The 12,169-nt window shown below is 72.1% G+C and carries 11 protein-coding genes and 1 pseudogene; 9 read left to right on the top strand and 3 right to left on the bottom strand.

Features of this window, described 5'->3' with window-relative positions:
- Together MFF04_RS21225 and MFF04_RS21220 are read left to right on the top strand one after the other, a co-directional pair.
- Positions 1 to 125: pseudogene (locus tag MFF04_RS21225) on the top strand (porin family protein); the annotation flags it as partial.
- Positions 126 to 395: 270 nt separating this feature from the next.
- Positions 396 to 1,088 carry a DUF2076 domain-containing protein gene (locus MFF04_RS21220; protein ID WP_238278911.1) on the top strand — a complete coding sequence of 231 codons (693 nt, stop codon included), beginning with the start codon at positions 396 to 398 and terminating at the stop codon, positions 1,086 to 1,088.
- A gap of 88 nt (positions 1,089 to 1,176) precedes the next feature.
- Here MFF04_RS21220 and MFF04_RS21215 read toward each other — a convergent pair whose 3' ends face one another.
- Positions 1,177 to 1,989, bottom strand: a complete 813-nt coding sequence (locus MFF04_RS21215; RefSeq protein WP_373320136.1) for a L,D-transpeptidase — start codon at positions 1,987 to 1,989, stop codon at positions 1,177 to 1,179.
- Between the two features lie 243 nt (positions 1,990 to 2,232).
- On the opposite strand from MFF04_RS21215, the gene MFF04_RS21210 reads away from it, so the two are divergent.
- Genes MFF04_RS21210 through moaD form a run of 4 tightly spaced genes read left to right on the top strand, consistent with a single transcriptional unit; the run spans position 2,233 to position 5,981 of the window.
- Positions 2,233 to 2,946: a protein phosphatase CheZ gene (locus tag MFF04_RS21210; protein ID WP_238278907.1), complete on the top strand. Its 714-nt coding sequence runs from the start codon at positions 2,233 to 2,235 to the stop codon at positions 2,944 to 2,946.
- A 43-nt stretch (positions 2,947 to 2,989) separates the two neighbouring features.
- Complete coding sequence (uvrC, locus tag MFF04_RS21205) at positions 2,990 to 5,047, top strand: excinuclease ABC subunit UvrC (RefSeq protein WP_238278905.1); 2,058 nt, start codon at positions 2,990 to 2,992, stop codon at positions 5,045 to 5,047.
- 60 nt (positions 5,048 to 5,107) lie between these two features.
- A complete protein-coding gene (pgsA, locus tag MFF04_RS21200; protein WP_238278915.1) occupies positions 5,108 to 5,707 on the top strand; it encodes a CDP-diacylglycerol--glycerol-3-phosphate 3-phosphatidyltransferase in 600 nt (199 codons plus the stop codon).
- A gap of 22 nt (positions 5,708 to 5,729) precedes the next feature.
- A complete protein-coding gene (gene moaD / locus MFF04_RS21195; protein WP_238278904.1) occupies positions 5,730 to 5,981 on the top strand; it encodes a molybdopterin converting factor subunit 1 in 252 nt (83 codons plus the stop codon).
- 16 nt (positions 5,982 to 5,997) lie between these two features.
- On the opposite strand, the gene MFF04_RS21190 is transcribed toward moaD, so the two are convergent.
- Both MFF04_RS21190 and MFF04_RS21185 read right to left on the bottom strand, forming a co-directional pair.
- Positions 5,998 to 7,965, bottom strand: coding sequence for a methyl-accepting chemotaxis protein (locus tag MFF04_RS21190; protein ID WP_238278902.1), 1,968 nt, complete (start codon positions 7,963 to 7,965; stop codon positions 5,998 to 6,000).
- Between the two features lie 161 nt (positions 7,966 to 8,126).
- On the bottom strand, positions 8,127 to 9,056 hold the full coding sequence (locus MFF04_RS21185) for a metal ABC transporter substrate-binding protein (RefSeq protein WP_373320134.1): 930 nt from the start codon (positions 9,054 to 9,056) through the stop codon (positions 8,127 to 8,129).
- Between the two features lie 172 nt (positions 9,057 to 9,228).
- Here MFF04_RS21185 and MFF04_RS21180 point away from each other — a divergent pair, with 172 nt between their 5' ends.
- The 3 genes from MFF04_RS21180 to MFF04_RS21170 all read left to right on the top strand — a co-directional run bounded on the left by MFF04_RS21180 (position 9,229) and on the right by MFF04_RS21170 (position 12,111).
- Entirely contained in the window at positions 9,229 to 9,630 is a 402-nt protein-coding gene (locus tag MFF04_RS21180; RefSeq protein WP_238278901.1) for a VOC family protein, read from the top strand.
- 107 nt (positions 9,631 to 9,737) lie between these two features.
- Positions 9,738 to 10,235: a Spy/CpxP family protein refolding chaperone gene (locus MFF04_RS21175; RefSeq protein WP_238278899.1), complete on the top strand. Its 498-nt coding sequence runs from the start codon at positions 9,738 to 9,740 to the stop codon at positions 10,233 to 10,235.
- A gap of 112 nt (positions 10,236 to 10,347) precedes the next feature.
- Positions 10,348 to 12,111 (top strand): ABC transporter ATP-binding protein, encoded by a 1,764-nt coding sequence (locus MFF04_RS21170; protein ID WP_238278897.1) that lies wholly within the window; start codon positions 10,348 to 10,350, stop codon positions 12,109 to 12,111.
- Positions 12,112 to 12,169: the final 58 nt, after the last annotated feature.

Below are 12,169 nucleotides of genomic sequence, written 5' to 3'. Positions count from 1 at the left end.
CCGGTGGGGCCGTCGCGCTGGGCCAGCCCGGCGTCGTCCAGATCGCCGGTCCCGCCAACCGCCGCAACGAGACCGAGTTCGCCGTCGTCCGCGCCGGCATCAACTACAAGTTCGGATCCTACTAAGAACGGACCCGGGCCCCACGGACAGGGGCGGGCCATCCCCGCCCCTGTCCGTACCGAAACACCGAAACGCCCGGCCCGTCACACAGACGGGCCGGGCGTTTCTACGTTCGGGCGATGGTTCTCATCCCTTGAGAGGTGCTAAAAGACCGGCCGGGAAGGCGATTGTTTTCTTCGCACGACCCCTGACAACGGCTCCGGTTGCCCCCATCTACCTCCTCGACTGCCCGAGCCGCCCCACAAGGCGCCGGCAGAGGTCAGGAGGGAGACTCCATGAACAGCGAAGAACGCGACGTCATCGCCGGCATCTTCCAGCGTCTCGAGCAGGCTGCGAGCCAGCCGCGCGACGCGGACGCCGAGCGTTTCATCGCCGACCGGCTCCGGGCCCAGCCCTACGCGCCTTACGCCATGGCGCAGCTCATCTACGTGCAGGAGGAGGCGATCAAGAGCCTCCACCAGCAACTCGAGGAGGCGCGGCGCTCCGCGCAGTCGCAGCCCCAGGGCGGCGGCGGCTTCCTGTCGAGCATCTTCGGCGGCAGCTCCCGCCAGGAGCCCCCGCGCCCGGCCGGCCAGCCCTTCGGGCAGCAGGGCGGCTACGGCGGAGGCCCGCAGGGCTATCCTCAGCAGGGCGGCTACGGCGGCCCGCCGCAGCAGGGCGGCCCCTGGGGCGGCCAGCAGCAGGCGGCCCCGGCGCGGGGCGGCGGCTTCATGGCGACGGCCCTTCCGATGGCGGCCGGCGCGGCGGGCGGCATGCTGCTCGGCAGCGCCCTGTCGAGCGCCTTCGCCGGCGGCCACTCGCAGCTCGGTAACGCGGCCTCGGCCGGTCTCGGCGGCGCGGCGCCCGCCGCGAGCGAGGATTTCGGCTCGGCGCTCGGCGGCGGCGACTTCCAGGACGCCTCCTACGACAGCGGCGGCGGGGATTTCGACGGCGACCTCGGCGGTGGCGGGGACGACGACTGGGTGTGATGCCCGCGCCCGCCGAGCGGGCTTGATGCGAAGAGCGCCGCGGCTCCGGGACGACCGGGGACCGCGGCGTTCTCGCGTTCGGGAACGGTCAGATCACCACGACCCTGGTGCCCACGGGCACGCGCTCGAACAGGTCGATCACGTCCTCGTTCATCATGCGGATGCAGCCCGAGGATACTGCCTGACCGATGGTGTGCGGCTCGTTGGTGCCGTGGATGCGGTAGAGCGACGAGCCAAGATAGAGCGCCCGCGCGCCGAGCGGGTTCTGCGGCCCACCCGTCATGTGCCTCGGCAGGTCGGGACGGCGCTGGAGCATCTCGGCAGGCGGCGTCCAGTCCGGCCATTCGCGCTTGGCGCTCACGGTCTTGAGGCCCGCCCAGGAGAAGCCCGGCCGCCCGACGCCGATCCCGTAGCGGATCGCGCGCCCGCCCGCCTGCACGAGGTAGAGGTGGCGCGAGGGCGTGTCGACGACGATGGTCCCCGGTGCCTGAGGGCCGGCATAGGCGACCTCCTGGCGCAGGAACTGCGGATCGGGGCCGCGGCGGATCGCCTCCTGCGCCGGGGCGTAGCCCGGCTCCGGTGCCGAAGCGTAGGCCGCCGGCCGGGGACCGCGCGGCGCGGGCATCGCCGCCGGCAGCGGATCGCCGTCATAGGGGTTGTAGGTGCCCGGCCCGCCGTAGCCGTAGGCGGCCGGATGTCCGGGAAGGGTGCCGTCGCCGCGCCCGAGAGGGTTTGCCCGGTAGGCGGTCGGCCGCGCCCCGGCGGCCTGTCCCGTCACCAGGAACTCGATCAGGCCGCCCCCGTAGCCCTGTGCCGAGGCATTCCCCGCCGCGAGACCCACGGCCACCGCCAGCACCCTCGCGCCGCTCCGCGCCGGCGCACCGAAAAGCCGAACCCGCATCCCGTCCCCCGTCCGCGCCGCAGACCGAGGGGCCGGGCGTTCGTCTGGGAACGATCCGCCCGCCGCCGCAGGATTGCGTGAAGGAACGTGGTGAATCGTTCACCCGGCACGATCCGCGGGCGGACGAGCCGATACCAGGGTGAGCGCCCGGTTAATGTCGCCTCCGGCGCCGGCATGTTGAAGAAGTCGCAACCGTTTTGCGCAAAACTCTTCCGAACGACCTCTTCTGCACGCCGGATTCCGATGATCAGCAAGCGCTACCGCATCGAGGACAGCCTCGGGATCCCGCCCGCCGCCGCCGCCCAGCCCGCCGTCGAGATCGGCGGCGCGCGGCTGGAGGAGATCCTCGGCGCCATCAACGACCTCAAGCGCATCACCCAGGCGAGCGCCGGCGAGACCATCGAGATGTGCCGCCGGGAGCTCGGCGAGGCCTTCGCCATGCGCGGCGAGCTCGACAAGATGAAGGAGGCGATCACTCGTACCAAGGAGGAGCTCGCCGCCCTCCACCGGTCCGAGCACAACGGCAAGGGGATGCGCCGCGCCGCCGACGAGCTCGACGCCGTGGTCGAGTCGACCGAGCGGGCCACCACCAGCCTGCTCGGCGCCATCGAGGACATCGAGACCCAGGCGAACATGCTGCGTGCCCAGCGCCTCGCCCGCGCGGGGCAGGAGAACGTCGACGCCATCCTGGAGCGGGTCGTCGTCGCCTACGAGGCCTGCAACTTCCAGGACCTGACCGGCCAGCGCATCAGCAAGATCGTCAACGTGATGAAGTTCGTCGAAGACCATCTCGACCGGGTGATCGAGGCCTGGGGCGGCCTGGAAGGCTTCCGCGACCTCGTCGGCCTTCCGGCCAGCCCGAGCGTCGACGACGAGAGCTCGCTCCTCAACGGGCCGAAGCTCGAGGACGACATCGGCCATGTCGACCAGAACGACATCGACGCCCTGTTCGACTGAAGCCGCCCTTCCCTCCGGAATCCGGGACGCCTAAATCTCCGGCATGAGCCGGAGATCAGGGGCGGACGCGCCTCCCGACACGTTCGACGACGGCGGGGAGGCCGACGAGGGGCACGAACTCGCCGCCGACGCCCTCGACGACGGTCCCGAGATCGACTTCGACTTCGAGCCCGGCGCCGTCAGCGCCGGCACCGAGGTGATCCGCCGCTTCTGGTCGACCCTGCCCGGCTCGCCCGGCGTCTACCGGATGTTCGATGCCAAGGGCGACGTGCTCTACGTCGGCAAGGCCAAGAACCTGAAGGCGCGGGTCGGCTCCTACGCGCGGGGCCAGGCGCACTCGAACCGCATCGCGCGGATGATCTCGCAGACGGCGGCGATGGAGTTCGTCACCACCGCCACCGAGACCGAGGCGCTTCTGCTCGAGGCCAACCTCATCAAGCAGCTGAAGCCGCGCTTCAACGTGCTGATGCGCGACGACAAGTCGTTCCCCTACATCCTCGTGACCGCCGACGGGCCGGCGCCGCAGATCGTCAAGCACCGGGGCGCGCGCCGCCGCAAGGGCAGCTACTACGGCCCCTTCGCCAGCGTCTGGGCGGTGAACCGCACCGTGAACGCCCTGCAGCGGGCCTTCCTGCTTAGGACCTGCTCCGACAGCTACTACGAGAACCGCAGCCGGCCCTGCCTGCTCTTCCAGATCAAGCGCTGCTCCGGCCCCTGCACCGGCGAGATCGCCCTCGACGACTACGCGGGCCTCGCCAAGGTCGCCAACGACTTCCTCGCCGGCAAGTCCAACGCCGTGAAGGACCGGATGCGCCAGGAGATGCAGGAGGCTTCCGAGGCGATGGAGTTCGAGCGGGCGGCGCGCTTCCGCGACCGCATCGCGGCGCTCTCGGCGATCCAGGGGACGCAAGGGGTCAACACGCAAGGAGTCGAGCAGGCGGATGTGTTCGCCCTCGACGAGCAGGCGGGCCAGTTCTGCATCGAGGTGTTCTTCTTCCGCAACTTCCAGAACTGGGGCAACCGGGCCTACTTCCCCAAGGCCGACCGGACGATGAGCCCCTCCGAGGTGCTCGCCTCCTTCATCGGCCAGTTCTACGACGACAAGCCCGCGCCGAAGCTCGTGCTCGCCTCTCACGAGATCGAGGATGCGGAGCTTCTCGCCGCGGCCCTGTCGAGCCGGGTCGAGCACCGGGTCGAGCTTCACCGGCCGCAGCGCGGCGAGCGGCGCGTGCTCGTGGACCACGCCCAGCGCAACGCCAAGGAGGCGCTCGGCCGGCGGCTGGCCGACACCGCCTCCCAGGGCAAGCTGCTCACGGCGCTGGGCCAGGCCTTCGGCTTGGAGGGATCGCCGCGACGGATCGAGGTCTACGACAACTCGCACATCTCCGGCACGAACGCGGTGGGCGGCATGGTCGTGGCGGGACCCACCGGCTTCATGAAGACCCACTACCGCACCTTCAACATCCGCTCGGAGGAGCTGACCCCGGGCGACGACTACGGGATGATGCGCGAGGTGCTGCAGCGGCGCTTCAAGCGCCTCGTCAAGGAGGCGCCGCGGACGCCGAAGGAGGCGGCGGTGGCGGCCGCCGAGGGCGGTCCGGCCGACCCCGTGGCCCCGCCGCCGGAGGGGGATCCCGACGCCTTCCCGGCCTGGCCCGATCTCGTGCTCATCGACGGCGGCAAGGGCCAGCTCGACGCCGCCCGCGAGGCGCTGGAGGCGGTCGGCGTCACCGACGTCGCCCTGGTCGGCGTCGCCAAGGGTCGCGACCGGGATGCCGGCCGCGAGACCTTCTTCGTGCCCGGCCGCGCCCCCTTCAAGCTGCCGCCGCGGGACCCGACCCTCTACTTCGTGCAGCGCCTGCGGGACGAGGCCCACCGCTTCGCCATCGGCACCCACCGCGCCAAGCGAAAGCGCGAGATGGTGCGCAACCCCCTCGACGAGATCGCCGGCATCGGGCCGACCCGCAAACGCGCCCTCCTCCACCATTTCGGGACGGTGAAGGCGATCCAGCGGGCGGCGCTCGAGGACCTCGCCCGGGCGCCCGGCGTCAACGCGGCGACGGCGCGGGCGGTCTACGATTTCTTCCATGCCGGAAATTGAGCTTGTGCCCCGCGGAGCGGCCAGTTGACGCCCTTGGAGCCGCATGATTTCACCCCCGCGATGAACGCCGTCCTGCCTCGACGCCGGTCCGCCGCCTGGACGCTCGCCAACTGCCTGACCTACGGGCGGCTCGCGGCGGTTCCGGTCGTGGCGGGGCTGCTGTTCTGGCCGGAGGAGCACGGCGCCCGCTTCGCGGCGCTCGGCGTCTACGCGCTCGCCGCGATCACCGACTATCTCGACGGCTACGTCGCCCGCACCTACGCGCAGAGCTCGGCGCTCGGGCGGATGCTCGACCCCATCGCCGACAAGCTCCTGATCTCCGCCTGCCTGCTCATGCTCGCCGCCTCCGGCGGCATCCGCGACTGGACGCTCTGGGCCGCGATCGTGATCCTGTGCCGGGAGATCCTGGTCTCGGGCCTGCGCGAGTACCTCGCCGAGCTGAAGGTGAGCGTGCCCGTGAGCCGGGTCGCCAAGTGGAAGACCACCGCCCAACTCCTCGCCCTCGGCTTCCTGATCGCGGGCCCGGCCGGCGAGACGATCCTGCCGGGCACGCAGGCGATCGGCACCGGGCTCCTGTGGCTCGCCGCCGCGCTGACGCTCTATACCGGCTGGGACTACATGCGCTCGGGCATCCGCCACGTCATCGACGACCCGCGCTGACGGAACTCCCGGAGGGACCCGGATGAAGCTCGTCTATTTCGCCTGGGTGCGGGAGCGCGTCGGCAAGGCCGAGGAGGAGGTCTCCCCGCCCCCCGGCGTCGCCACCGTCGCCGACCTCGTCGCCTGGCTGAAGGGCCGGGGCGAGGAATACGCCTACGCCTTCGAGAACGATTCCGTGGTGCGCGCGGCCGTCGACCGCGTCCATGTCCGGCCGGACGCCGCCGTGACGGGCGCCGCCGAAGTCGCCTTCTTCCCGCCGATGACCGGGGGTTGAGGCCGGGCGGCGCGTCTCAGGCGGCGCGGGCCCCGGCCAGGAAGCGGTCGACGACCTGCCCGAGCTCCCCGGCCCGCGAGGCGACGTCGGCGGCGATCCCGAGGGAGGCCTGCGAGGCCTGGGCGGCGTCCTCCGCATCCGAGCCGACCCCTGCGATGTTGGCCGACACCTCCTGCGTCCCCTGGGCGGCGAGGATCACGCTGGCGGCGATCTCCTGCGTCGCCGTGCGCTGCTGGTCGACGGTTGCCGAGATCGCCGCGGCGATGCCGTCCATCTCCCGGACCGTCTCGACGATGCCCTGGACGGCCGTCACCGCCTCCGTGCTGACGGCCTGGATGGCGCCGATCTGGACGCGGATGTCGTCGGTCGCCCTGGCGGCCTGACTGGCGAGGGACTTCACCTCTCCGGCGACGACGGCGAAGCCGCGCCCGGCCTCGCCGGCCCGCGCCGCCTCGATCGTCGCGTTGAGCGCCAGCAGGTTGGTCTGGGCGGAGATCGACGCGATCAGGCCGACGACGGCGTCGATGCGCTCGGCCGCCGCGGCGAGGTCGCGGATCGTCCGGTCGGTGCGGGCCGCGTCCTCGGCGGCGCGGCGGGTGATTCCGGCCGAGCGCGAGACCTGCCCGGCGACCTCGTCGAGGGAGGCCGTCAGCTCTTCCGCCGCCGAGGCCACGGTCTGCACGTTCGCCGACGCCTCCTCGGAGGCCGAGGCGACGGCGCTCGCCCGTCCCCGGGTCTTCTCGGCCGCTCCCGAGACCTGCGTCGCGCCGGCCTGCATCTCGCCGGCCGCCGTCGACAGGCCCTGGATCGCGTGGCCGACCTCCCGCTCGAGCCGGTCGGCGAGCGCGTGCATCGTGGCCCGCCGCTCGGCCTCCGCGCGGGCGCGCGTCGCCGCCTGCTCGAGGGTCAGCTCGCCGTTCTCCACCATCTTGCCGTGGAACACCGTGAAGGCGCGCGACAGGTTGCCGATCTCGTCCTGCCGGGCGACCGAGGGCGCCCGCACCTGGAGGTCCCCGGCGGCGAGACGCTGCATCGCCTCCGACAGGGCGCGCAGAGGCCCCGAGATGCGCCGGCCGACCCACCAGGAGAGGCCGCCCGCGCAGAGCACCGTGAGTAGGATGGTCCACCAGGTCAGCCGCGCCGTGTGTGCCCGCGAGGCGACGATGGCGGCCTCGGCCTCCCCCGCGCGGGCGTCGGCGTCCGCGACGATCTGCGCCACGAAGGGCTCCATCCGGCGATAGATCGCGACGAGGTCGTCCGCCTCCTCCTTGAGGGTCACGGCGCCCATCATGAAGGCCATGAAGCTCTGCTCGTAGCTGCGGATCAGCGACCCGATCTCGGTCCTCGTGGCCGGCGCGAGTGAGGAGCGTTCCAGCAGCGGCAGGAACTCGGCGACCCGCTTGCGCAGCTCCTCGCCGTAGCGCTCGTCGCCGCGCAGCAGGAAGTCCTTCTCGTGGCGGCGCATCTGCAGCATCAGCACGGCCAGCCGGGGCTCGTCGAACTCCCCCAGGCGCTTCTCGACGGCATGCACGGCCTGGCGCAGCCGGCCCTGCAGGCCGTCCTTCTCCGAGAAGCCGAGGGTGCGCTGGGCCGCGACCACGTTGCCGAACCGGCCGACATAGAGGTTGAGCCCGGCCCGGAGCGTCTCGGCCTTGCGCAGGGGATCCTCGGGGGCGAGCGGGGCGACGCCGGCCTCGATCCCGTCGAGGCGGGACAGCGCCCGCGCGGTCGCGGCCTCCCGCTTGCCGATCAGCGCCTCCTCGCGCTTGAGCAGGAACTCCGTCTCGACCTGCCGCGCCACCAGAAGATCGTCGGCGAGCCCGGCGACCGCGCCGCGGAGCCGTACGCTCGCGTCGGCGGCGGCCTGGAAGCGATCCTGCTCGCGGCTGCCGAAGGTGGTGATCGCCCCGATCAGGAGGACGCCTCCTACGCCGAGGAAGGCGATCTGCGCCCGCAGGCCGATGCGGGGTCGAGGGAGGCGCATGACGGGGGTCCGATTGTGACGATGAAGGTCACAATCCGGCATATTCAGTAAATCTGTCCCTAACGGCGCAACGAAGACCGAATTATATTGATTCGATCTAGGATTGTATCGGGTGTATACAATATGGTGATCGAGGAAGGCGATCACCGCGCGCCCTGCGGCTAACCCTTGAGCGCCTCGGCGATGGTCCGCAGGTTCGCGCGCATCAGGTCGAGATAGGTCGAGGCCGGTCCGCCCGGCGCGGAGAGCGCGTCCGAGTAGAGCCGGCCGCCGAGGCGGGCGCCGCTCTCCCGCGCCACCTGCTCCATCAGCCGCGGGTCGGCGATCGATTCCACGAACACCGCCGGCACCCGCTCCCGGCGGATCTGGCGGATCAGCGAGGCGATGCCCTTCGGGCTCGCCTCGCTCTCCGTCGAGACCCCCTGCGCCGCCAGGACGACGAGGCCGTAGGCCTCGGCGAGGTAGCCGAAGGCGTCGTGGCTGGTGATGATCCGCCGCCGCTCCGGCGGCAGCGCGGCGAGCGTCGCGCGCATCTCGCCGTCGAGGGCGTCGAGCTGCCGGATGTAGGCCTCGGCGTTGCCGGCGTAGACCTTCGCGCGGGCCGGATCGGCCTTGGCGAGGCCGTCGCGGATGTTGGCGACGTAGACCCGCACGTTCGCCACGCTCTGCCAGGCATGAGGGTCGACGTCGTGCGCATGACCGTGCCCGTGCCCATCGTCTCCCGCGATGGTGCGCACGCCCCTGGCCGCCACCACCACCGGCGCCTTCGCCGCCGAGACCTTGACCAGCCGGTCGAGCCAGCCGTCGAAGCCGAGCCCGTTCACGATGACAATGTCGGCCTCGGCGATGCGGCGCGCGTCCGCCGGGGCCGGCGCGTAGCTGTGGGCGTCCGAATCCGGGCCGACGAGGCTCGTGACCGCGACATGCGCACCGCCGACCTGCCGGGCGAGATCGGCGAGGATCGAGAAGGTCGCCACGACCTTGAGCGGCTCCGCACCCTCGGCCCGCACGGGACCGGCCGATGCGGTCGCGACCATCAGGGCGAGGCCCGCGAGGATCGTCGTCAGCCCTGCCCGCCTGGTCGAGATCATCCGCCGCGCCGTTCCTCTGGGGCGCGCGCAACGGCGCGGCCTCTCACAATCGAAGGCCCTGATAATGTAATAGTATTACACTGCCAACCCGCATCGTCCGCCGCGTGGCGGATGCGGGCTGCCGGGACTCGGGCTACCCTGCGGCCGTCGCGAATCTTGGGGGATGCCGACCATGCGGATGATCTTCGTCAACCTGCCGGTGCGGGACCTGCCCGCCGCGCGCACCTTCTTCGGCGCGCTGGGCTTCTCCTTCAACGAGCAGTTCAGCGATGATGCGGCCGCCTGCATGGTCGTCTCGGAGACGATCTTCGTGATGCTCCTCACCGAGCCGCGCTTCCGCGACTTCATCACCGGCGAGATCGCCGACGGCTTCAAGGTGAAGGAGGTGCTCACCTGCCTCTCCGCCGAGAGCCGTGAGGCGGTGGACGACATGCTCGCCAAGGCGCTCGCCGCCGGCGCCCGGCCCTGGAAGCCGGCGATGGACTACGGCTTCATGTACGGCATCAGCTTCCAGGACCTCGACGGGCATGTCTGGGAGGTGATGCACATGGACATGTCCGGGGCGCAGGCCTGAGCGCCAACATGGACAAGCTGTCATCCGGCGGACAGCGGGGCGCCACGCGGCCCGCGCGAGGATCATGTCGCCCCGGAGCCCCCGGGGAGGATCCCGGAGCTCCCCCCATGCGCAGACGAACCCTCGCCGCCCTCGCCGCCGGTGCCCTCGGCGCGGCCGCCCTGGCGGGCGCCGCCGCCTCCAAGGACGACCCCTTCGGCCACAGGCCGCACGGCCGCTGGAGCAACCTCTCGCCCGCCGACCGCGAGGCCTTCGCCGAGGCGCGCATCGCCGCCCTCCACGCCGGCCTGCGGCTCAACGCCGACCAGGAGAAGCTTTGGCCGCCCGTCGAGGCGGCGATCCGCGACATGGCGCGCCTGCGCCGGGAGCAGCGGGAGGCACGGCGCGAGCGCGGCCGCATCGTCGACGACGCGCCCGGCGCCCTGCGGGCGATGGCCGACGCGGCGACCGCCCGCGGCGAGGCCCTGCGCAAGCTCGCCGATGCCTCCCAACCCCTCTATGCCACCCTCGACGCCGACCAGAAGCGCCGGGCCGTGATGCTGGCGCGGCCGATGCGCGGGCCGGGCTGGCACCGTCACCACGGCCGCCACGGCGGCGAGGAGTGAGCGCGGCGCAGGCGGCGGCCTGCCCTTGATCCCCGGCGGGGGCGGCGGCTAACACCGCTCGCCCTCTCGCCCCCGGGGCGCGTTCGGGGTCGCTCCGTCACGGACCCCGCTCATGGCGCGCCGCGCTCTCGCGGCAGGCGACACCCTGCCCCTCCTTGCCCGGCTGTGGCGGGACTGGCTCTCCCCGCACCGGGGCACACTCGCGGTGGTGATGCTGCTGATCGCAGTGGTCGGCGCCGCGACCGGCCTCTACCCCGCGCTGATCAAGGCGGCCTTCGACGCCTTCGACCACAAGGACGCCTCCGCCCTCACCTACGGTCCGCTGATCGTCGTCGCGGTGACCTCGGTGCGCGGCTTCGCTCTCTACGGGCAGACGGTGCTCACGAACCGCGTCGTCACCCGCGTCGAGGCCGACATGCAGGCGGCCCTCTACGGCCACCTCATCGAATCCGATCTGGCGCAGCTCGGCCGCGAGAGCCCGGCCGCCTTCACCCAGCGCTTCACCACCGACTTCGCCTTCATCAAGGAGGCGCTGACCCGTATCTCGACGGTGCTGCTGCGCGACGTCGCCATGCTCGTCGGGCTCGTCGCGGCGCTGGTCTGGATGGACCCGCTCCTCACCTTGATCGCCGCCGTCACCGTGCCCTTCGTGGCCGGCCCCGTGGGGCGCATCGGCAAGAAGCTACGCCGGGTCTCGACCTCGACGCAGGAGCGCATGGGGGCGACCGCGAGCCTCATCACCGAAAGCCTCCAGGGCGCCCGCGTCGCCAAGACCTACGCGCTGGAAGGCTACCTCAAGGGCCGTGCGGCCGAGGCCCTCGACGAGGTGCGCCGCCTCAAGATGAAGGCCGCCAACGCCCGAGGGCGGCTCGACCCGCTGCTCGAGGTCGGCGGCGGGCTCGCGGTGGCGGGCGTGCTGCTCCTCGTCGGCCAGCGGGTGATGTCCGGCGACCGCACGGTCGGCGACTTCACCGGCTACGTGGCCGCGCTGCTGCTCGCCGCGCAGCCCGCGCGAGCGCTCGGCACCCTCAACGCCATCCTCCAGGAGGCGGCCGCGGCGCTGCGGCGCTACTTCGACCTCATCGACGAGGCGCCGACCATCCGTGAGGCGCCGAACGCGGCGCCGCTCACGATCGGGGCCGGCGAGGTCCGCTTCGAGGGCGTGCGCTTCCGCTACCGTCCCGACGCTCCAGCGCTCGAGGGGATCGACCTGACCGTTCCGGCGGGGCGCCGCACTGCCCTCGTCGGGCGCTCGGGCTCGGGCAAGTCCTCGCTCCTCAACCTCGTGCCCCGGCTCTACGACGTGACCGGGGGCCGCGTGACCGTCGACGGGCAGGACGTGCGGGACGTGACGCTCGCCTCCCTCCGGCAGGCGGTGGCGGTGGTCTCGCAGGAGGTGGTGCTCTTCGACGACACGGTCGCGGCCAACATCGCCTTCGGCCGCCCCGGCGCCTCTCGGGAACAGATCGAGGCGGCGGCCGAAGCGGCGGCGGCCCACGGCTTCGTCTCGCGCCTGCCGGAGGGCTACGAGTTCCGCGTCGGGCCCGGCGGCGGCCGGCTCTCGGGGGGCGAGCGCCAGCGCATCAGCCTCGCCCGTGCCTTCCTGAAGGACGCGCCGATCCTGCTCCTCGACGAGGCGACGAGCGCCCTCGACGCCGAGTCCGAGCGGCTGGTGCAGGGGGCGCTGGAGCGGCTGATGCAGGGGCGCACCACCCTCGTCATCGCCCACCGCCTCTCGACGGTGCGCGACGCCGACCTGATCGTGGTCATGGAGGCCGGCCGCATCGCCGAGACCGGCAGCCACGGGGCACTGATGGAGGCGGGCGGCGTCTACGCCCATCTGCACCGCCTGCAGCGGGACGAGATGCCCGCCTGACGCTGCGGGAGGGCTTCCTCAGAAGCCCTGCTCCTCCGTCTCCACCAGGATCTCGCGT

The organism is Methylobacterium jeotgali (assembly GCF_022179345.1).
GTDB classification, from domain to species: domain Bacteria; phylum Pseudomonadota; class Alphaproteobacteria; order Rhizobiales; family Beijerinckiaceae; genus Methylobacterium; species Methylobacterium jeotgali.
The sequence above is the reverse complement of the archived record's forward strand: the minus strand, read 5'-3'. Positions and strand labels throughout refer to the sequence as shown.